General features: G+C 45.9%; 19 protein-coding genes. 10 read left to right on the top strand and 9 right to left on the bottom strand.

Annotated elements, in window-relative coordinates:
* The first annotated feature begins 65 nt into the window (after window positions 1–65).
* A complete protein-coding gene (gene corA, locus EZE20_RS16850; protein ID WP_228713833.1) occupies window positions 66–1,052 on the top strand; it encodes a magnesium/cobalt transporter CorA in 987 nt (328 codons plus the stop codon).
* A gap of 2 nt (window positions 1,053–1,054) precedes the next feature.
* On the opposite strand, the gene EZE20_RS16845 is transcribed toward corA, so the two are convergent.
* Window positions 1,055–1,555, bottom strand: coding sequence for a molybdopterin-dependent oxidoreductase (locus tag EZE20_RS16845; protein ID WP_228713831.1), 501 nt, complete (start codon window positions 1,553–1,555; stop codon window positions 1,055–1,057).
* Between the two features lie 207 nt (window positions 1,556–1,762).
* Window positions 1,763–2,107, bottom strand: coding sequence for a winged helix-turn-helix domain-containing protein (locus tag EZE20_RS16840; protein WP_132119795.1), 345 nt, complete (start codon window positions 2,105–2,107; stop codon window positions 1,763–1,765).
* Between the two features lie 181 nt (window positions 2,108–2,288).
* Here EZE20_RS16840 and EZE20_RS16835 point away from each other — a divergent pair, with 181 nt between their 5' ends.
* Complete coding sequence (locus tag EZE20_RS16835; RefSeq protein ID WP_132119793.1) at window positions 2,289–2,840, top strand: GNAT family N-acetyltransferase; 552 nt, start codon at window positions 2,289–2,291, stop codon at window positions 2,838–2,840.
* Window positions 2,841–2,861: 21 nt separating this feature from the next.
* Here EZE20_RS16835 and EZE20_RS16830 read toward each other — a convergent pair whose 3' ends face one another.
* Both EZE20_RS16830 and EZE20_RS16825 read right to left on the bottom strand, forming a co-directional pair.
* The gene (locus EZE20_RS16830; RefSeq protein ID WP_132119791.1) at window positions 2,862–3,689 is read right to left on the bottom strand and encodes an FkbM family methyltransferase; all 828 of its coding nucleotides are present in this window, start codon (window positions 3,687–3,689) and stop codon (window positions 2,862–2,864) included.
* Between the two features lie 123 nt (window positions 3,690–3,812).
* A complete protein-coding gene (locus tag EZE20_RS16825) occupies window positions 3,813–4,682 on the bottom strand; it encodes a glycosyltransferase family 2 protein (protein WP_132119789.1) in 870 nt (289 codons plus the stop codon).
* Window positions 4,683–5,100: 418 nt separating this feature from the next.
* On the opposite strand from EZE20_RS16825, the gene EZE20_RS16820 reads away from it, so the two are divergent.
* Complete coding sequence (locus tag EZE20_RS16820) at window positions 5,101–6,099, top strand: ribonucleoside-diphosphate reductase small subunit (RefSeq protein WP_132119787.1); 999 nt, start codon at window positions 5,101–5,103, stop codon at window positions 6,097–6,099.
* 55 nt (window positions 6,100–6,154) lie between these two features.
* Here the strand turns inward: EZE20_RS16820 and EZE20_RS16815 are convergent, their stop codons facing one another.
* The gene (locus EZE20_RS16815) at window positions 6,155–6,610 is read right to left on the bottom strand and encodes a regulatory protein RecX (RefSeq protein ID WP_132119785.1); all 456 of its coding nucleotides are present in this window, start codon (window positions 6,608–6,610) and stop codon (window positions 6,155–6,157) included.
* A gap of 257 nt (window positions 6,611–6,867) precedes the next feature.
* Window positions 6,868–7,473, bottom strand: coding sequence for an outer membrane beta-barrel protein (locus EZE20_RS16810; RefSeq protein ID WP_132119783.1), 606 nt, complete (start codon window positions 7,471–7,473; stop codon window positions 6,868–6,870).
* Between the two features lie 150 nt (window positions 7,474–7,623).
* Between EZE20_RS16810 and EZE20_RS16805 the strand changes: the two genes are divergently transcribed.
* On the top strand, window positions 7,624–8,430 hold the full coding sequence (locus tag EZE20_RS16805; protein WP_132119781.1) for a metallophosphoesterase family protein: 807 nt from the start codon (window positions 7,624–7,626) through the stop codon (window positions 8,428–8,430).
* A 22-nt stretch (window positions 8,431–8,452) separates the two neighbouring features.
* On the opposite strand, the gene tyrS is transcribed toward EZE20_RS16805, so the two are convergent.
* Window positions 8,453–9,760, bottom strand: coding sequence for a tyrosine--tRNA ligase (gene tyrS, locus EZE20_RS16800; protein ID WP_132119779.1), 1,308 nt, complete (start codon window positions 9,758–9,760; stop codon window positions 8,453–8,455).
* A gap of 396 nt (window positions 9,761–10,156) precedes the next feature.
* Here tyrS and EZE20_RS16795 point away from each other — a divergent pair, with 396 nt between their 5' ends.
* Together EZE20_RS16795 and EZE20_RS16790 are read left to right on the top strand one after the other, a co-directional pair.
* Window positions 10,157–10,867, top strand: coding sequence for a ferritin-like domain-containing protein (locus tag EZE20_RS16795; protein WP_132119777.1), 711 nt, complete (start codon window positions 10,157–10,159; stop codon window positions 10,865–10,867).
* A gap of 33 nt (window positions 10,868–10,900) precedes the next feature.
* Window positions 10,901–11,689 (top strand): ferritin-like domain-containing protein, encoded by a 789-nt coding sequence (locus tag EZE20_RS16790; protein WP_132119775.1) that lies wholly within the window; start codon window positions 10,901–10,903, stop codon window positions 11,687–11,689.
* A 596-nt stretch (window positions 11,690–12,285) separates the two neighbouring features.
* On the opposite strand, the gene EZE20_RS16785 is transcribed toward EZE20_RS16790, so the two are convergent.
* Window positions 12,286–13,236 carry a fasciclin domain-containing protein gene (locus tag EZE20_RS16785; RefSeq protein ID WP_228713829.1) on the bottom strand — a complete coding sequence of 317 codons (951 nt, stop codon included), beginning with the start codon at window positions 13,234–13,236 and terminating at the stop codon, window positions 12,286–12,288.
* A 112-nt stretch (window positions 13,237–13,348) separates the two neighbouring features.
* Between EZE20_RS16785 and EZE20_RS16780 the strand changes: the two genes are divergently transcribed.
* The 4 genes from EZE20_RS16780 to deoC all read left to right on the top strand — a co-directional run bounded on the left by EZE20_RS16780 (window position 13,349) and on the right by deoC (window position 18,784).
* Window positions 13,349–13,972, top strand: a complete 624-nt coding sequence (locus EZE20_RS16780; RefSeq protein ID WP_132119773.1) for a 3-keto-disaccharide hydrolase — start codon at window positions 13,349–13,351, stop codon at window positions 13,970–13,972.
* A gap of 36 nt (window positions 13,973–14,008) precedes the next feature.
* Complete coding sequence (locus tag EZE20_RS16775) at window positions 14,009–17,038, top strand: ligand-binding sensor domain-containing protein (protein ID WP_132119771.1); 3,030 nt, start codon at window positions 14,009–14,011, stop codon at window positions 17,036–17,038.
* 256 nt (window positions 17,039–17,294) lie between these two features.
* Window positions 17,295–18,002 carry a GntR family transcriptional regulator gene (locus EZE20_RS16770; RefSeq protein ID WP_132119769.1) on the top strand — a complete coding sequence of 236 codons (708 nt, stop codon included), beginning with the start codon at window positions 17,295–17,297 and terminating at the stop codon, window positions 18,000–18,002.
* 23 nt (window positions 18,003–18,025) lie between these two features.
* A complete protein-coding gene (deoC, locus tag EZE20_RS16765) occupies window positions 18,026–18,784 on the top strand; it encodes a deoxyribose-phosphate aldolase (RefSeq protein WP_132119767.1) in 759 nt (252 codons plus the stop codon).
* A gap of 113 nt (window positions 18,785–18,897) precedes the next feature.
* Here the strand turns inward: deoC and EZE20_RS16760 are convergent, their stop codons facing one another.
* Window positions 18,898–19,737: a 1,4-dihydroxy-2-naphthoyl-CoA synthase gene (locus EZE20_RS16760; RefSeq protein WP_132119765.1), complete on the bottom strand. Its 840-nt coding sequence runs from the start codon at window positions 19,735–19,737 to the stop codon at window positions 18,898–18,900.
* Window positions 19,738–19,839 lie beyond the last annotated feature (102 nt).

Here is a 19,839-nt window from a genome sequence, read left to right as displayed (position 1 = left end):
AGGTACACAGGAAAAGTAAAAATATGCTGTGCTGATGCTAAACTGAACGATTGCCCCAACTATCTTTGAACGAGTGGAGTGTCGGTTTTCTGGTTATCTTTGAGACTATGGTACGTATTTTCTATAAAGAAGGCAGGCACATTCGGCGGGAGGCGGATGTACGGGAGTTGGGTAAGATCAAGCAATTGTTGTGGGTAGATTTGCAGTCGCCCTCGCCCGAAGAGGAGGAGTGGGTAGAGACAAAATGTGCCATTGATTTTCAAACTCCGCAGGAGATTGTGGAAATCGAGAGCAGCGCACGTTTTTTTGAACAAAACTCTACGATTAACGCCAACTCCAATTTTCTGCAAATAAATTCCGATGGCTATCAGACCTATCCCGTTTCGTTTATTTTGCGGGAAAACGTCCTTTTTACCTACCGCCGCGGCGACTCCAAGACCTTTGCGGATACGGTCAAGAAAATGAAGGTAAGCCCGGATACTTTTCAGACGGGCGTAGATTTTATGCTGATGCTGCTCGAAACCCGCATCGAAGCCGATGCCGATTCGCTGGAAGCCATTTCAAGGGATATTTCCATGATTAGCAAAGACCTCATCCGGGAGCAGAAAGCCCGGCAGGAAGTACTAATAAGTATTAGTTCGTTGCAGGAAACAACCATGATGCTGCGCGAAACTTCCATTGACAAACAGCGGGTTCTCTCGGGCATCCTGCGAAGTCAGTATTTTCCCGAAGATCGCAAAGAACATTTACGCATTATTCTAAAAGACATCAGCTCGCTGCTTGAATACACCACCTTCAATTTTGAACGGCTGGAATACCTGCAAAATACCTTCATGGGTTTGATCAATCTTGAACAAAGTCAGGTGATCAAAATCTTCACGGTCGTGACAATTATCTTCATGCCGCCCACGCTCATTGCCGGTATTTTTGGCATGAACTTCGTGTCGCTGCCTACGTCGGGCTGGTCGTGGGGTTTTTGGGCCTCGCTGCTGCTCATGATTTTGTCGTCGCTCGTGGTGCTGTGGTTTTTCAGGCAGAAGAAATGGATTTGAACCTAGGGTTTTGCAAAAAGTACTTTAATGGTTTGCAGCTCTCTCACCCATCGAGCCTGCTTTTTATCTCCCGTAGCGATCAGCCTGAATGCGCCTTCCCCCTTGAGTAATGCTTGTCCATCTTTTTCAATAGCCACCAAAACCAATCGGTCAGAAAATCCCGGATCAACCTCGGGCAGGGCGTAGACCACCTCATACCCATCCGCGGCTTGTGCAAGAATAAACAGCGACATATTTTTGCCACGGAGGGCTGGTCCGGTAGCTGCACCGGCTTTTTCCAGAAGTTTAATCAGTGGAATACCTGAAAAGGTATGTTCCTGATTGTCCCGATCCTTGACCGTATGCGTCATTCTATCCATAGAAAGCAGTTCCGCAACAGTTAGTTTTAACGGACTAGCCACTTCCCCCTCAATACTAAGTGTAGAAGCTTGTTGGGCTTGGGCAGCAACTAGCATACCCAAACTCAGGGTCATTGTAAACCAGAATTTTTTTTTAAGAATCATTTTCATTGGACGTTTGGTGCTTGTGAGGATCTGAGAAATCAGGATGAGCCAGAAAGGCAGAATCAGTAAGTATCCGGCATAATCATCTGGTTTTGAATGAACGTCAGATTGGCAAAGGGTATTAGTATTTTATCGATATGTACGAATGGCTATATCGCAAAAATAGAAAAGAAATGGATGATTGATACGTATCTAAAAATAAATTTTTCAAATTAGGTCAAGTAATTCCTGTTCTTCTTTGAGCAGTGCTTGTAGCTTGTGATCCAGCCTGTTGTAGGCGGCCACCACGGCTTTGCCTCGTTCAGTAAGCGCTGTGCCGCCACCTTCCTTACCTCCTTTTTTGGCAACAACATAGGGGCTTTTACCTTCCAGGTTCATTTCTTCTACCATTCGCCAGGCTTTTTTGTAAGACATTTCCATTGCTTTGGCTGCTCCCGAAATGGAGCCTGTCTCCTGAATATGCGCCAGAAGTTCTGCCCGACCGGGCCCAAAAAACCGAATGCCATTCAGGTACACCCAATACGTAAGGCGCAGTTCGAGAGTTGTTTCCATACAAATTGCTTAGTAAATTATTAGTAATAAGAATGGTACAAGTACGTACCCTGAAGAGCTATAAGGACTGGACAAACCTTCCATTTTGACAAAGCTGATGAATCTTTTAATGAGTAGCCTGCTTCTGCAAACTCAGAAATTAATTACAAATTTGCAGAAATTATTAAAATTAATCCCTTTCATGTCCCTTACGTTCACAACCGCCCAAACCGACGAAGACCTACGGCAAATTCTGTCCTTGCAGGCCCAAAACCTGAAAACAAACCTTAGTGAAGAAGCCAAACAGCAGCAGGGCTTTGTGACCGTGCAGCACACATGGGAACAGCTGAGCCTGATGCACCGCCTGACGCCGCAGATTGTGGCCAAAGATAACGGACTGGTAGTCGGATATGCGCTGTCGATGATGCCTGAAATGGGGGAGTTGATTCCTGATTTGCAGCCGATGTTTGCGCTATTGGAACAAATTCCCTGGCAAGGTACACCGCTTTCCAGGCACCGCTACTATGTCATGGGGCAGGTCTGCGTGGGCGCTTCACACCGGGGAATGGGCGTTTTTGATGGCCTGTATCAGCAGCATCGGGAGGTGTACAGCCCTAATTTTGATGTGCTTGTAACAGAAATCTCCAAAAGTAACACCCGCTCGCAACGAGCGCACGAGCGGGTTGGATTTCGGACGATCTTTGAGCATGAAGATCATGTAGATACCTGGAACGTAGTGGCCTGGGGTTATTGAGGCGAAAGCGAAACATTTTTATCAGGCTTTGGCTACTGCATAAAAATTAAATGTTTTCCAGCGATTCATATCCTTAGCCTCGGGAATGGGAATGATTTCGGCCTGCGAACTAAAATCCGAAAAATAGTAGAGAGAGTAGCCCAAATCGGCCACGGTATGGAACAATTCGGCGCGCTCGGCAGGTTTTGATTTGGTAAAACATTCGGCTACAAGTACCGGCTTATATTTTTTAAGCAATCCGCCAATCGAGCGAATGACCTCTTTATCAGCGCCTTCTACATCTACTTTTATAAAAGAAAGCGTAGGTAGTAGTTGGGAAAATCGCTCCGTAAGGAATTTTTCAAGCACAATTCCTTTTATTTTCTCTGATAATTGAAAAGCACCATGTTCCTGCACAACTTCGTTGGAAATGCCTCCATTTCCGAAAGAAGCTTCCGAAGACGCGTAGTTGAACTCCCCTTCTTCTTTGGTAATGGCATAAGGGAAAGGTACAATATTTGTTTTATCAGGATTCAGTTGTACGTTCTCTTCCAGAATTTTATACACGTAGGGATTAGGGTCAAAACCCAGCGTTGTGCCCGTTTTTCCTGCGGCCAAAGCCATGGGTACGGTGGTGTCGCCAATATTGGTGCCGATGTCAATACAAAGGCTACCTTTGGGTATGAATTTTTTAAAAAAATTGACCTCCTGCTGAGTAATTTCCTTAGGTTTAATGAGTGGATTTGTCCAGTTAGCAAATCGAATTTCGCCTTCTTCCGCCAGTTTAAAGGTATCAATCCGATGACCATATTCGTCAAAATACCTTCTCGCTTTTTTCTTTGCCAATGCTTTTTTGATGTAAGTAAACATAGGTTTTAATTTAAGTGTGTAACCAATAATTCTTAGGAAAAAGCAATCATTCGTTCGTTGGAATGATGGACTAAAAAACCGAACCAGAAACTTTACAGCGTATAGAGGGCGAGTTAAGGTAGTTTAGATGTAATAAAAATTTCTAAACTCAAAAAGACGAATTCCCGTTTTCTTTTCAAACCAATAGAGCAGACGATCTTTTAGAGCAAATTTTTTCTGACTTGTATCAATCGTAATATTCCAATCCTGACGGGCAATTCGTGCCTGCATCACCTGGGGTTGCGTTCCTGTAAAAAGCGAAAGGGAGTCGAATTGAGTAAAATCAAAGAAATCGTCAGATTGAAGCAGCTCTTTCCATTCGTCATCATCTTTCCAAAAGCGGCCCACATTCTTCATTTTTTTCTTCATTTGTGTCGGACTTTTCACCCAACCATAGTGATAAATAGCGGCTTGGGCAGGCTTGACGGCCAGTTTTTTAGAACCTTTCCGAAATCCCTGAGCATCCCGATAGGCACTTATGGCAGGGTCATTACGAATAATTCGCACTTCATTGCGGTACCACGTACGGCTATCGCCGACATAGTCGTAGGTGCCATAAAAGTGTAGATAATCAAAGACCAATCCTTCCACGCGCCGGTCATCTTTATGCGCCTCGCAGGCTTGCCGTACCGCCTTATGGTATTGTTCGTGCAGAACTTCATCTCCCTGAATATAAAACACCCAATCTGCATCCGCCGGGAGTTGTCGAAAAACCTTGTCCGTTTCTACGGCTAGTACTTTTCCCCCTTGCCGCAAGGATATATCCCAGGTTGACTCAACAAGCCGGATTTTATCCGAAGCAATGGATTGAATCAGCCCAAGCGTATCGTCTTCACTTTTTCCAACACTTACCCACATTTCATCTACCACCGGAAGGATGGATTCGATGGCTTCGTAAATCGGATAATCATTCAGGATGGCGTCTTTTATGATTGTGAATCCAACAATTTTCATCAGTTTAACAAGTCAGTTTTTGGTTCCAAAACGTCAACCCGATTTAATCAGCATCCTTTACTTTCGGAATTTTTAGAAGTAAAAAATCAAATCAGGAGAGGCAGGCGTATATCGGCCAACTTCAAATGTAAGAAAGTATTTGGTGTAATCCATGCCTCAGAGCGGCTCGAATGAGATTTGCGGAGCCTTGTATTTCCTTTTTCACTTTCAAAGGTTTTTACTTTTCGCAAGCACTTGATTAGTAGCGTATTATTAAAATAAAGAATAGAACTTTTCTGCCTTAGAGCTACCTGCAACTGACCTCACCTTGAATATGACGTCTTATGGGTGTAGTTTTGTTTATTACTTTTTTGTACCAACAATTCTGTTCAGTACCTGTTTATACGATAGTTTTTTATCAAAAAAATAAAACCACAATATGTCACAAGGAACGACCAGCCAACAGGAACCCCTCCTGATTGAAGATCCGCTGCGATTTGTTTTATTCCCCATCAAACACCAGGATATATGGCAGATGTACAAGCGCCACGAGGCATCGTTTTGGACGGCCGAGGAAATTGACTTGTCGCAGGATCAGAAGGATTGGGTAAATCTTTCGGACTCAGAACGCCATTTTATTTCGCACGTACTGGCATTTTTTGCCGCTTCTGACGGCATCGTCAACGAAAATCTCGCCATTAATTTTCTTAGTGAAGTGCAGTATGCCGAAGCCAAGTGCTTCTACGGATTTCAGATTGCGATGGAGAATATCCACTCTGAAACCTACTCGCTGCTCATTGATACGTACATCAAGGACCCCGTAGAGAAAGATCACCTGTTGCGGGCAATTGACACCGTTCCCTGTGTACAGAAGAAAGCCGAATGGGCCTTGAAGTGGATCAATAGCCCCAATTTTACGGAGCGGATCATTGCCTTTGCGGCGGTGGAAGGTATATTCTTTTCAGGCTCGTTCTGTTCTATTTTCTGGTTGAAAAAGCGCGGACTTATGCCCGGTCTGTCGTTTTCCAACGAGCTGATCTCACGTGACGAAGGCCTGCACTGCGAGTTTGCGTGCTTGCTATATACCGATCACATCAAAAATAAACTGCCCAAAGGGCGCGTGCTCGAAATTATTCTGGATGCCGTAGAAATCGAAAAGGAGTTTATCACCGAAGCGCTGCCGGTTTCGCTCATTGGGATGAACTCCGTGCTGATGAAGCAATATATTGAGTTTGTGGCCGATTTCTGGCTCGAACGCCTCGGCTGCGATAAGCATTTCGGCGCTTCCAATCCGTTCGATTTTATGGAGTTGATTTCGCTGCCCGGCAAAACCAATTTCTTCGAAAAACGCGTGGGAGAATACCAGAAAGCGGGTGTAATGTCGGGTGTAACTGACAAAGAATCAGCGCATAAGATTTCATTTGATGAAGATTTCTGATAACCAGTAAGGAAAAAATAGTAGAGGTGAATGGAAGCTTTTCATTCACCTTTTTTTATGTCAATTCGTTAATCAGTTTCCAGACAGCCTCACTTTCGTAGCCTTTGGACAGGGCGTAGCGGGCTAGTTTTTGTTTTCGTTGCAGGGCGCTTGATTCCGTTTTTTGTAAAGCAGCATTTTTTTTTGTTAAAAGCACATTCAACGTACTGAGATAGCTCTCGTCGTCAATTTCTTTCATTCCCTGCTGAATCGTGTAGTCGGTCAGGCCGCGGCGCGTCAGTTCCTGACTTATTCGCCTTTTTCCCCACTGCTTCATTCTGAACTTGCCACCGGCGTAGGTTTTGGCAAAACGCTCTTCGTTCAGATAATTTTGAGAAACCAATTCTGCAATCAGCTCTTCGGCTTCATCGCCCCACACGCCCCAGGTTTTGAGTTTTTGGCGTAGTTCGTCCTGCGTACGTTCCTGATACGCACAGTAGGAAGCCGCTTTTTGTAAAATCAGTCGATCCATAGTCAGGTAGAGTGGAGGAATAAGAACATGAAGGTTGTTACTACATGAAATTTTGTTAGTGTGCAAATTCAAAGATATGAGTCAAATCTTAAAGTCGAGTAGTTCTAAATGATCATAAAATAAGCCTCGTAGAGGCGACCTGTTTGTAGATCTCATAGGTTGAAATACACCAGCTAGCTCCGTTAGGAGCGACCCTTCGGCAGTACATTCGGGACACTGCTGAATGAGCTGTTTACTAAATGCTCACATGCTCGCAGCTACTTATATCGATTTCCAAACGTAAACGAAAGTCCGGCGTGAACGGTCAAAAAACGGGAAGCACTTTCCAGATTAAACTGCGTATTTCCAGCCTGATTTTTTCCAAAACCAACGGTATAAATCACCTCTGCCATGGCAGTCAGGCCTTGCGTCAGATCGTAGCCAACGCCGGCTTTTGGCGCTACGCCCAGGTGCAGGTCGCTGACGGTGTCGTTGTAAAACTGCTGACGATTGAAACTAATATCGGCCGTTAGCGCCGACCGGATCACGCCTGCTTCCATCCCCACGTAGGGGTGGAGGTCACGTTCTGAAAAATGGTATTCAAACATACCCATGATGGGAATATTGACCGCTGTCAGCGAGCCGCTGATGCCGTTTCCGGATTGTTGGATAGACTCCGCATAGAGCCTGCCACGGACGCCAAACGCCATTTGTGAGTTGAGGTAATATTTGACCGCCACACCACCGCCCCACACACCCGCACTTCCAGTTTCGGTAGGCAGCCCATAGCCGGCATTTGCTTCTACGCTCAGCTGTGCCAGGGTGGATGAAGACGAAAAAAGCAGTCCCAGAAGTACCCATACATACGGCAGAAATTTTTTCATGACGATTGTTTTTTGAGAATATGTTTTGATTATACGCTGTCAGGAATTAATAATTGCTACAAATTAGATGCTTTTTTATCCAACGAAAGAACGTTAAAATCCTTTACTTTGGAAATAAAACAACTTACAGGCCCCAAACCCCTATTCTCTATGCTTTTGGCTCGACGTGACCTTCTGAAATTTTTACCTGCATTTCCGTGGCTTACTTTCGACTGGCAAACGACTCCTGCGGCTCCGCTCCTGCTGCGCTTTGCGGTGGCTTCGGACGGGCACTACGGACAGCCGAATACCGATTTTGAAAAATTTCATACAGACATTGTCCGGTGGCTCAATCAGGAAAAATTACAAAAAGGCCTGGACTTTACGATCTTTAACGGAGATTTGATTCATGACGAGCCTACGCTGCTGTATGATGTAAAAACCGCCCTGAAACGTCTTACGGTTCCTTTTTTTGTTGTCCGGGGCAACCACGACCGCGTGGGGAATGATGTCTGGGAAAGTACGTGGGGCTATCCTACCAACCACAGTTTTGCACGAGGAGAATACGCGTTTATTCTGGGCGATACCTCCAACGAAAAAGGCGAATACCTCTGCCCGGATGTCGATTGGCTGCGCAACGAACTCGCCAAATATGCAGGTAAAAAAGGCATTTTTGTTTTCCTGCACATTACGCCCGCCCTGTGGACAGTCCACGGCCGCGACTGTGCCGATGTCCGTGAGTTGTTGGAAAAAACGCCCAACGTAAAAGCCGTTTTTCATGGCCACGACCACGACGAAGACGGTCGAAAAATGAGCGGAGGTAAGCCCTACTTTTTTGATGGTCACTTTGGCGGCAGTTGGGGCACTACTTACAAAGGCTACCGGATTGTGGAGATTTACGAAAACGGCTCGTGGCAATCGTACCAGTATAACCCGATGGCTACGCCAATTCTGAATACGTTTGAGGGGAAAGCGTAAACCAACTTTCCCCTCAAAAATACTAGTCTATGATTTTGATCAGATGATTTTTCTTGCCTTTTGACACGAGCACAAACCGGTCCTGCAACAGGTCAAAATCGCTCATCGGTTGCTCAGCGCTTTTTACTTTAACCTTATTAATACTCACCGCATTCTGCTGAATAGCCCGGCGGGCTTCGCTCTTGGAGGCGTATATTTCGCCCTGAGTCGTGGAGGCAAGTAAGTCTGTGATACCGGCGCAGGTAGTCCAGTCAGCACGGCTGATTTCGGACTGTGGCACGCCGTCAAAAATGACCGCAAATTCGTCGGCATGAATGCTGCGCAGGGTATCGAGCGTAGCTTTTCCGTACAGTACCTCCGAAGCCTTAACCGCCAGCTGATAGTCATGCGCCGAATGTACCCGGGTCGTAACTTCCTCGGCCAGAGCTTTTTGCATGGCGCGGGTATGTGGTGCTTCTGCGTGCTGCGCTTCGAGCGCCTCGATTTCTTCTTTGGAATAAAGCGTAAAAACCCGCAAGAGCCGATGACAGTCTTCGTCGGACTGATTGATCCAAAACTGATAAAACTGGTAGGGCGAGGTCATGGTGGGGTCGAGCCACACATTGCCGCCTTCACTTTTGCCAAACTTCGTGCCGTCGGCTTTGGTAATGAGCGGCGTCGTAAGCGCAAAAGCTTTAAAATACCCTTCTTCGTCGCCCTCTTTACGGCGGATCAGCTCGGTGCCGGTGGTGATGTTTCCCCACTGATCGGAGCCGCCCATCTGCAACCGGATGTTTTTATGTTTATAGAGCCAGTAAAAATCATAGCCCTGCAAAAGCTGATACGAGAATTCGGTGAATGAAATACCGGTTTCGAGCCGTTTTTTGACGGAGTCTTTGCTCATCATGTAGTTGACCGACAGGAATTTACCTACTTCCCGTAAAAATTCAAGAAAGCCAATTTCCTTAAACCAATCGTAGTTATTGACCATCTCGGCAGAGTTGTCGCCGCAGTCAAAATCCAGAAAAGAAGCAAGTTGGCTACGGATTCCCTCCTGATTGATCCGGAGGGTTTCTTCGGACAAAAATGAACGCTCCGAAGCTTTGAACGACGGGTCGCCGATCATGCCCGTAGCCCCGCCCACGAGAGCAAAAGGCTTGTGGCCCGCCCGCTGAAAATGGACCAATAGCATGATGGTAGCAAGATTGCCGATGTGCAGCGAAGCCGCCGTAGGATCAAAGCCAATATATCCGGCGGTTAATTGTTTTTTCAATTGCTCGTCGGTGCCCGGCATCATGTCGTGCAGCATGCCACGCCAGCGTAACTCTTCTATAAAATCAGGTTTTGTCATGTTCTTTTTAGCTCTGAGGCAGTCAAATTTTTGGACTGCAAATTTAAAGCGATTCTCGGAAGTTTAGACGAAGATGATCCAAATAGTACATACACACAGAAAAGCTACCGTAGTTTTTGAAGAAAATAGTAACCCTACCATGCGCATTCTGGTGCAGAATTTTGCAGGAAAATAGGGTAAGATTTAAATATATCAAAAAAGATTTTTCATGGAAATATTTAATAAAAAAGTTCATTTTGGCCCAAAAATCTAAGTTAAGTTCAAGAAAAATTGTGTTCTGAAAATTTAGTGTAAAGGTTTTTTTTGTTCCGTTTGATCCAAGCCTGAGGCAAGGGCGTAGGTTTTTGTAAAGTGACTCGGAATAACAGACTAAGAATTTAAAAACCTTTTACAACTATGAAAAAAACGACACAAACGCCACCATCATCCGGCGCTTCCAAAGAAAGTCAGATGCTGGCGATGGTAAACCGACGTTTCTTCCTTCGCTCAGCCGGAATCGCCGCCACTACGGGTGCATTTATTTTGGGAGCCTGTAAAGACCACGACCTTGATCCCGATATGACCGTTGACCTGGGCTCAGGCGACATCGGGATTCTGAATTACGCCTACGCTTTGGAACAACTGGAAGCAGCCTACTACACACAAGTAATCGCCACACCGTATGCAGGCATGAGTGCCATGGAAATGAGCATTTTGACCGACATCCGCGACCACGAGATTATTCACCGCGAGTTTTTTAAAGCAGCACTTGGCAGTTCGGCCATTCCGGGTCTGGAAGTGAATTTTTCATCCGTCAATTTCAACGACCGTGCCAGTGTGCTGGGAGTAGCCAAAGTATTTGAAGATACGGGAGTTTCGGCCTACAACGGTGCCGGAAAACTAATTGCCGATGCAGGGTACCTTTTGTTAGCAGGTAAAATTGTTTCGGTAGAAGCGCGCCACGCAGCCATCATTCGTGATCTGCTCAATCCAAATTCCGCTGATTTTGCCGGCGATGATATCACCGACTCCAACGGATTGGATCTTGCCAAATCACCTGACATGGTTTTGCCAGCGGTTGCGCCGTTCATTACTACCATGATCAGTGGAAACAATCTGCCGAAATAATTTTAATCACCGAATTAACATTTCACAAAGACTATGAATATTTTCAAAATTATAGATGAGATCCAGAAAGTGGATGGCGATGCGGTAGACCGGTTGGAATACGCCACGCGTCGGAGTTTTTTAACGAAGTTTTCCAGAAATCTGTCCGCTGCGGCGGTGCCTGCGGTGATGGCTACAATTGTCAATAAAGCCTATGCACAATCTCCTGCGGCCATTGACGTACTGAACTTTGCACTTACGCTGGAATACCTGGAAGATGAGTTTTACAAAATGGGAAATGCCGCCTCCGGCCTGATTCCTTCCATGTATCAAACTGTATTTAGACAAATTGGCAAGCACGAAGATCAGCACGTGAAGTTTTTGGCAGGTGCTTTGGGTGCGCAGGCCGTAGCCAAGCCAACGTTCGACTTTTCGGCCGGTGGTGCTTTTCCTAACCCATTCAGCAATTTTGATACGTTTGTGTTTTTGTCGCACGCTTTTGAAGATACTGGTGTGCGGGCCTACAAGGGACAGGCAGGCAACCTGATTAATGATCCGGCTTTGCTAGAATATGCCTTGCAGATTCACTCCGTAGAAGCACGTCATGCGGCAAAAGCTCGTGCAATTTTGTCGGAAATACGTGGAAACGCAGACATCAAGCCCTGGATCACGCTGAACGAAGGATCTCCCGCTCAGGTATATGCCGGAGATGATAATACGGTTCAGGGAGGTGTAGATATTAATGGCATTGCCGGGAAATCAAAAGAAGCAATTACCGAAGCTTTTGATGAGCCGCTGACCAAAGATGAGGTTTTGGCTATTGCAAGTCTGTTTATTGTATAGTCTTAGTGTAGAGCGAGTGAGGAGTTGAAGAGGTTGCTTTCCTTTGGGAGGCAGCCTCTTTGTTTTTGGGTATACAAGGTTGGTTTTTGATATATTTAGAAGTGAATTAGCCTTTGATAGTATTTCCCCAAAGCCATTTTTCCCAACAAGATTAGTTTCTTATCAACTCTGTACCCACCTACATGTAGATTCTGTCATAGCGTTCATTGTCCGAAATCTATCTGTCATTAGCCTCAAAGAGGCGATCTGTTTGTAGAAATATTTCAATTAAATATCCTAAGTACTTAAGCATATTTAGTTTTATTAAATGGACAGTTAAATAACATTACAAACACTAGATTATCAGCGCAATAAAGAGCTAACAGCTAATAACCTAACAGCTAACAGCTACTTATGAGCTCCGTTAGGAGTGACCTGTACCAATAGACGCCAATGTGGATTAGCCAAAGAAAGCCGCCTATCCACTATTTTCAATCTATTTCTCCCTGCCTTGCTTTTCATCAGCAATCATCGATGCTTTCGGTGTATGGATAAACAAAAAAAGAGGAGTGCCAATCAAGACACCCCTCGTTTTCAAAGGAAAGATAATCAAATAATTACGGAAGCAACACGCGGTCAATGATGTGTACAACGCCATTGCTCGCAAGTACATTGGCCGTAGTGACAGTCGCGCCCTGTGTGCCATTGCCCGTTCCGGTTACAGTTACGCCGTTTGATACATTAATGGCAACAGGCAGCGTAGCTGCGGTAGTTACATTTCCGGCAGCAAGGTTCGTGGAGAATACCCGACCCGGTACTACGTGGTACAAAATGATATTTGCCAATGTTTCTGCGGGCACAGCATTCAGCGCTGCTTCGTCAGGAAAACCTGCCGCAATAAACGCCTGATTGGTTGGTGCAAAAACCGTAAAGGCCGATGCATCGGAAGTCAGAGCCTGCAAAACTACTGGATTTCCCTGTGCAGCACGCGTGGCCGCAGCGAGCAATAGCGTGAAATTACTGTTTCCCTGCACTACTTCCAGCAGATTTTGGCTGGGAGGCAACAGCACTCGATTGATCACATGGATCACCCCATTGTCCGCACTGATGTCAGCTGCCGTAACGGTAGCACCATTAACAGACACGCCAGCGGCATTCTTGGTCACGTACACCGGTGTAGTAGCCAACGTAGGCACCGACTGATTGTCGGCAGTTTGAATGTCCGCAGAACGAACAGTACTTCCCAGGACATGATATTCCAGAATTCCGCGAACCGTAGCGGCAGGCAAAGCAGTAATGGCAGCTGCGTCGGCAAAACCTGAGGCATTGAATGCAGCATCATTTGGAGCAAAAACGGTTAAAGTTCCGGTGCGAAGGGCATCGGCCAAACCTGCATGTTGAACGGCAGCCCGAAGGATTGTAAAATCGTTATTGGTCAATACAACATCTGTAATGGTCATGGGAGCTACCTCTTCCTCATCGTCTTTACATGCCGATACCATTCCTACCAGCAACCCCATCAGGGCCAACTTCCCGATGTAGCGGGAAAACACACTCACTTTTTTCATAACTTAGTCTGGTTTTAGTTGATAAATCACCATAATAACTGAACTTTGAGTTAATTGTTGTTAATCTTGTTGAATTTTTAGAGAAAAACATTAAACAAAAATTCCTAAACTTATGAAAAAATGTAGTTTAATTCTTGGGCTCGCCCTGCTCTTCTCTTGTATTGTGCTGGCAGAAAGTACGCCGGATAAACCTGCTAAAAAGGCGGTTAAGTTGTTCAACGGCAAGGATTTAAAAGGATGGAAAATCCAGGGGACCGAAAAATGGTACGTCCAAAACGGCGAGCTGATTTGCGAAAGCGGACCCGACAAACAGTACGGTTATCTGGCAACCGAAAAATTTTACAAAAATTTTGACCTCAGTTTACAATTTAAGCAGGAAGCCAATGGCAATAGCGGCGTATTTTTTCGTTCTACTTTCGAAGGTACGCGTGTGAGTGGCTGGCAGGTGGAGGTGGCTCCGCCGAATCATGATACCGGCGGCGTCTACGAATCGTATGGTCGTGGATGGCTGAAACAAATTCCGGACGCTGAGGAAATTCACCTCAAAATGGGTGAGTGGAACGACCTGCGGATTCGGGTAGAAGGTGGCCGTGTACAAACCTGGCTAAACGGACATCCGATGGTAGATTTTGAAGACGAAAAAATAGCGGCAGCCAATGGCTCCATTGCCCTGCAAATTCATGATGGAGGAGGAATTAAGGTTCGCTGGAAAAAAATTATGGTGCAGGAGTTATAAGGGCTAATTTATTTCTACAAAATCCTCATCCCCTGAGTGATACAAAGCAAAAACATAAAGCTCACGTACCTGCTTGCTTTTGTGGCACTGCTGGCACCCGGGTTATGGGCACAACCCATGCAAATTCAGCATCTGACGGTTAAGGACGGGCTTTCGCAGAGCTCGCCTTACCATATGCTGAAAGACTCGCGCGGGTTTTTATGGTTAGGTACACAGGATGGTGTCAATCGCTTTGATGGGCATCATTTTCGTGTCTATAAACCCGATGCCCGTAATCCGTATTCGCTCAAAGGGGTAAACATTGCCGGGATTGTAGAAGATAAAAGCGGAAATATCTGGGTAGGTTCCGAAGAAGGGCTCAACTGCTACGAGCGCTCCAAAGATCGGTTCTTTCTTATCAAAACGTCTCCTCACAAACGGCGTACCTCTCCCTTTTATGCTACCAAAGAAGAGCTCTGGTTTACTTCGGAAGGCGAGGGGATTATGACCTATAATTTCAAAACCCGCAAACTGCGGCAATTGGGAAAATATGCGTACATCAACCGGGATTTTGACTATGTAGACTGGACCACCTATACTACGTTTGGAGATGTTTGGCTGCAATATGCCAAAGGCCTGGTTCGGTTTGATATTCAGGAAAAGACTTATCACTACTATTTTACCGACCACCTTCGGAATGAATACGGAGAACCATTTAACGTATATTCCTTTGTAATCGACAAAAATAATATTGCCTGGCTGGGCACCGACCGTGGCCTGGTGCGCTTTGATCATCAGGCGCAGAAACATCAGATATTTGACGCAACCCATCCGCAGCAACCTGATAAACTGGGGGATGTATTTAGCCTGGCGGAAGATCATAACGAGCAGCTGTGGATCGGTACGCAGCGCAATGGATTATGGATTTTTGATAAAAAAAGTCAGAAATTCAGGGAGGTTAATCATCGCATCAATTCTCCCGAAAGCTTTGAAAACTATGAATTTTATCGGGTATATGTTGACAACTCGGGCATTATTTGGGCCAACTCAGATCCGGACGGACTGGTCAAGATTGTTCCTAATGCTTCCATGTTTGGCTACTTTGGTCAGCCTGACCCAACCCGACCCGAACGAAACCTCAGCGACCTCTCCATCCGCAGCATTGGGGAAGATGCCGAAGGCCGGATTTGGCTCGGTACCGAAGGCGGACTCGATATTTTTAACCGTCAAAAAGAAAGTATTGAAGCCCGGTATTTTACAGATGAACATAATATTCTGAAATTTATTTTTCGTGACAGCCGGAAGCTCATGTGGATTGGGACCTATGGCGGACTCCTGCTGTTTGATCCTAAAACGAAAGATTTTAAGCGGTTTTTGTATAATCAGGATCCGGGAACAAGAATCTATACCCGCAATATTGTAGAACTTCCCGACCACAGGCTCTTGCTCGGAACGCAGCTCGGCATGTGGATTTTTGATCCAAAAGATGCTTCATACATCCGGGTTCCGTATCTGACTGACCAAAATATTTTTTCAACCTTCATTGATCATCAGGGGATACTCTGGTTAGGATCCTATTTTGATCGCCTGTATGCCTACAAAATTCAGGGAGATACCTGGGAGAAAATTTATGAGGGGTTAACTAATTTCAACATCAATGCGATTCGTGAGGATCAAGCCCGGGGGCTGCTTTGGATTTGTACGGAGAAAGGTCTCGTAGCATTTCACCGCAATTCCCGCAAGTATAAACTATATGACGAAGCCGACGGACTGGTCAATTCTTATATATATGGGGTTGTAATCGGGAAAGACGGGAATGTTTTCATGAGTACCAATCACGGAATTTCGAGCCTGAATAGTACCACCGGGCTCATCCGAAACTTTGACCTCACAGACGGCCTGCAAGGCTATGAATATAACGGAAATGCATTTTTTCAGACACGCTCGGGCGAGTGTTATTTTGGAGGAGTGAAGGGAGTTAATTATTTCTATCCCAGACAATTCCAAACACTTTCGTACCAGCCCCGCATCCATTTTTTTAATTTCAGGGTTAACGAAGAACCCTTTCAGTCTACCGGTTACGTGGACGAAATGAATCTTATTACACTCAATCATAATCAGAGTACTTTTTCTCTGGAATTTACCTCGATCGACTATTATAGTAATGGGAAAAATTACTACAAATATTTCCTCGAAGGGCAGGATCAGGGGTGGGTAAATGCCGGTGATCGTACCTACGTGCGCTATGCTAATCTCTCGCCGGGAAACTATGTATTTACGGTAAAATCGGCCAATCGGGACGGTGTCTGGAACGACCGTGGTCGTAAACTATACATCACGATCAGGCCTCCCTTCTGGCGCACGTGGTGGTTTTCGGCGTTGTATCTGCTTGGTATTGCGGGAGGAACTTTCGTTGTGGCGCAGGGCCGCCTGCGCCGGATCAGTAAGAAACAAAAAGAACGGCTGAAAATTATATTGGATGCGCAGGAGCAGGAACGGAAAAGCATTGCGCAGGATCTGCACGATGAGGTAGGCTCACGCCTGGCAACGCTGAAACTTTACATCTCTTCTCTCACCAATTACCTGAAAGAGAGCCCGGAAGCAGACCGCTTGAAAAAAGAAGTGTTTGATATTATTCATATTTCGCTGGTTGATATCCGGCGACTTTTGCGAGAGCTCAGTCCGCGAACGCTCGAACAATATGGCTACGCCGCGGCAGTAGAAGAATTGGTGTCGAAAATCAATGCAGCCGAGCAGATTCACGTCACCTTTGAGTGCCGCAAACTTCCCGAACAACTTCCCGAATCCATCGAAATTGGCCTCTATCGCATTACGCAGGAGCTGTTGAATAACAGTCTCAAACACTCAGAAGCCAGCGAAATTACGATTTCGGTTATTCCGTCAGGCGATTCTATCTCCTTTTTTTACTCCGATAATGGCAAAGGATTTGTGTATTCCAATGCGAGTAAAGGGCTTGGTATTCATAACATTGAGTCCAGAGTTTCCATTTTGGGAGGTAAAATACAATGGTTTTCTGCACCCGGAAAAGGATTGGAGGTTCCAATCGAAATTCCGAACAATGGGTAATCGCTCCTGTTAGCTCGCAAACAAAATTTGATACCATGTATCCTGTATAGATATGTAAGTGTATTTGTTTTCTATATCTCACTTATAGATAGTTGGTTACAACTGATATTCCCGTTTAGTGATTCAATATTACCAATTAGTATGCCGTAATTGATTTTTCACATAAAAAGTGGTAAAATGCACAAAAGTCAGGATATTTTACCTTGTATATACAAGAATTAATCCTTACTATCGCATACTTAAACAACCTTTACTCATGGAACCAGCCCATTATCAACGGCTATATGCACTCCTCAAAAGTCAGATTCAGGTAGGACAATTTAAGGAAGGTGACCTGTTGCCCTCTGAAAACGAGCTTAGTACTAAACATAAAATTGCACGGATGACCGTTCGACGGGCATTGACAGAACTTTCAAATGAAGGATATATTCAAAAAATAAAAGGCAAGGGCAGCCTCGTGAGTGCCTCACGCAAGTCGTTGGGGCTATTGTCATTCAAGGGTTTCTCGGAAGTTGTGGGCACAGAGTTTGAGGCCAAAACCATGATGCTGCGGGCGCCGCATGCCATGCCCTGGCCCGACCGTTTTTTCTATAAACTTTCCCCAAAGGAACAGGAAACGGGGTGCATTACTTTTGAGCGAGTCCGGTTTGTGGATCAGTATCCGGTATTGCTCGAACATAGTTTTTTGCCCAACCACGGCCTTGATACATTTTGTAGTGAACCTTTGCTGGATGGATCTTTTTTTAAAACGCTAAGCGTTCGCTATCAGATAGATGTCATAAGTTACGAACAGGATATCCGGGCCGTTGTTGCCGACGAAGTGATTGCTTTTTTGCTAAAAGTAAAGCCGCTTACCCCGCTCGTGCAGATTTACCGGCGTTACCATACGAGCGTGCCTGATTATTACTTGTATAGCCTGCTGTTTGCCAATACCGAAAAATATACCATTAGCAACTATCAATAACCACCAAAAAAGAATTTACTCCCATGAATATCATTCGAGAGCTTGCCAAAATGATCGATCATTCGTTGCTTCATCCCACAATGACCGACTTCGATCTCCGCAAAGGATGTGACATTGCCCGAACGTATGACGTAGCTTCTGTGTGCATAAAACCCTATGCAGTAGCCGATGCCGTTCAGTGGCTGGAAGGCTCTGATGTTGCCGTGGGTACGGTGATTGGGTTTCCACATGGCAGTAGTAGTATCAGTATAAAACTCGCCGAAACGATTCAGGCTTGCCGCGATGGTGCTACGGAAATCGACATGGTGGTGACGATTGGCAAGGTATTGCAACAAGATTGGAGCTATGTGTTTGACGAGATAAAGGAAATTACGCAGGCGTCTCACGCCAACGGGGCAATTGTAAAAGTGATTTTTGAAAATGATTATTTGCCGGAAGATTCCTACAAGATAAAGTTGTGTGAGTTGTGTAGCGAAGCAGGGGCCGATTTTGTAAAAACCTCCACGGGCTACGGATTTGTAAAGGGTGATGACGGCCGGTATGGCTATTTGGGCGCCGTAGAGCATGACCTGAAATTGATGCGACTCCACAGCGCTCCGCAGGTGCAGGTAAAAGCCGCCGGAGGGGTGCGTAGCCTGGATGATCTGCTGCGTGTTCGCGAGTGGGGCGTTACCCGGGTAGGTGCCACCGCAACGGTGTCCATGCTGGAAGACGCCAAAAGGCGCTATACCAACGAGCTGAGTGCTGAGGCTCCACCTTTTGATGATACGCCCGGTTACTAAGCAAATCTGATTTTTAATTTTCACTAAAAAACGCTGCACAAATCGCCCTGGGATATCCAAACCGGCGATTTGTGCAGCGTTTTTGTTTTGACTTGCTCGTTGATTAAACTGTTTCAGGAATATTTTGGAAACTGATCAAAACCGGGTTTCCGTTTTTCCAGAAAGGCGTCCCGTCCTTCGCGAGCTTCGTCGGTCATGTAGCCCAGGCGGGTGGCTTCCCCGGCAAAAATCTGCTGACCTACCATGCCATCATCCACGAGATTAAAGGCAAATTTTAACATACGAATCGCCATTGGGCTTTTTTCGAGAATTTCCTGTGCCCATTGGTAAGCCGTTTCTTCCAGCTCTTCGTGCGGTACCACAGCATTGACCATACCCATCTCGAACGCCTCCTGAGCGGAGTAGCTTCGGCCCAGAAAGAAAATCTCGCGGGCACGTTTTTGTCCGATTTGCCGGGCAAGATAGGCCGAGCCATAGCCCGCATCGTAGCTCGCTACATTGGCATCGGTTTGTTTAAATATTGCGTGTTCTTTGCTGGCAAGCGTCAGGTCGCACACCACGTGCAGGCTGTGCCCGCCGCCTACGGCCCAGCCGGGCACCACCGCAATAACCGGCTTAGTCATGAACCTAATCTGCCGCTGTACTTCCAGAATATTCAGCCGGTCCAGGCCATCCTGACCTTTGTAGCCACCTTTGTCTCGAAAGCGCTGATCGCCGCCAGAGCAAAAGGCATACACGCCATCTTTGGCGGGACCTTCGCCCGACAGCAACACTACACCGATGTTGCCATCGTTTCGGGCATCATCAAAAGCATCCAGAAGTTCAAAGACTGTACCGGGCCGGAAAGCATTCCGAACGTCGGGGCGGTTGAAGGCGATGCGCGCCACACCGTTTCTTTTTTTGTAGGTAATATCCTCGTATTCTTTGGCTATTTGCCAGTCCTGAGTACTCATAGCGGGTTCCGGGTTTTATTTCTTGAAAGCTTAAAAGTAAACAATGAGTCTCAATTTGCACGAACCTTTTGTAAACCTTATGCGTCTGCCACTTTAAAAACC

Origin of the sequence: Arundinibacter roseus (assembly GCF_004348825.1) — a bacterium.
In the GTDB taxonomy this organism is placed as follows: domain Bacteria; phylum Bacteroidota; class Bacteroidia; order Cytophagales; family Spirosomataceae; genus Arundinibacter; species Arundinibacter roseus.
Note: the sequence above shows the minus strand (reverse complement) of the source record. Positions and strands in the feature narration are given on the sequence as shown.

Excerpts from the sequence above, each read along its gene's own strand:
- EZE20_RS16845 (WP_228713831.1), bottom strand. The coding sequence starts at position 1,555 with ATGATTCTTAAAAAAAAATTCTGGTTTACAATGACCCTGAGTTTGGGT.
- EZE20_RS16840 (WP_132119795.1), bottom strand. The coding sequence starts at position 2,107 with ATGGAAACAACTCTCGAACTGCGCCTTACGTATTGGGTGTACCTGAAT.
- EZE20_RS16835 (WP_132119793.1), top strand. The coding sequence starts at position 2,289 with ATGTCCCTTACGTTCACAACCGCCCAAACCGACGAAGACCTACGGCAA.
- EZE20_RS16830 (WP_132119791.1), bottom strand. The coding sequence starts at position 3,689 with ATGTTTACTTACATCAAAAAAGCATTGGCAAAGAAAAAAGCGAGAAGG.
- EZE20_RS16825 (WP_132119789.1), bottom strand. The coding sequence starts at position 4,682 with ATGAAAATTGTTGGATTCACAATCATAAAAGACGCCATCCTGAATGAT.
- EZE20_RS16820 (WP_132119787.1), top strand. The coding sequence starts at position 5,101 with ATGTCACAAGGAACGACCAGCCAACAGGAACCCCTCCTGATTGAAGAT.
- EZE20_RS16815 (WP_132119785.1), bottom strand. The coding sequence starts at position 6,610 with ATGGATCGACTGATTTTACAAAAAGCGGCTTCCTACTGTGCGTATCAG.
- EZE20_RS16810 (WP_132119783.1), bottom strand. The coding sequence starts at position 7,473 with ATGAAAAAATTTCTGCCGTATGTATGGGTACTTCTGGGACTGCTTTTT.
- EZE20_RS16805 (WP_132119781.1), top strand. The coding sequence starts at position 7,624 with ATGCTTTTGGCTCGACGTGACCTTCTGAAATTTTTACCTGCATTTCCG.
- tyrS (WP_132119779.1), bottom strand. The coding sequence starts at position 9,760 with ATGACAAAACCTGATTTTATAGAAGAGTTACGCTGGCGTGGCATGCTG.
- EZE20_RS16795 (WP_132119777.1), top strand. The coding sequence starts at position 10,157 with ATGAAAAAAACGACACAAACGCCACCATCATCCGGCGCTTCCAAAGAA.
- EZE20_RS16790 (WP_132119775.1), top strand. The coding sequence starts at position 10,901 with ATGAATATTTTCAAAATTATAGATGAGATCCAGAAAGTGGATGGCGAT.
- EZE20_RS16785 (WP_228713829.1), bottom strand. The coding sequence starts at position 13,236 with ATGAAAAAAGTGAGTGTGTTTTCCCGCTACATCGGGAAGTTGGCCCTG.
- EZE20_RS16780 (WP_132119773.1), top strand. The coding sequence starts at position 13,349 with ATGAAAAAATGTAGTTTAATTCTTGGGCTCGCCCTGCTCTTCTCTTGT.
- EZE20_RS16770 (WP_132119769.1), top strand. The coding sequence starts at position 17,295 with ATGGAACCAGCCCATTATCAACGGCTATATGCACTCCTCAAAAGTCAG.
- deoC (WP_132119767.1), top strand. The coding sequence starts at position 18,026 with ATGAATATCATTCGAGAGCTTGCCAAAATGATCGATCATTCGTTGCTT.
- EZE20_RS16760 (WP_132119765.1), bottom strand. The coding sequence starts at position 19,737 with ATGAGTACTCAGGACTGGCAAATAGCCAAAGAATACGAGGATATTACC.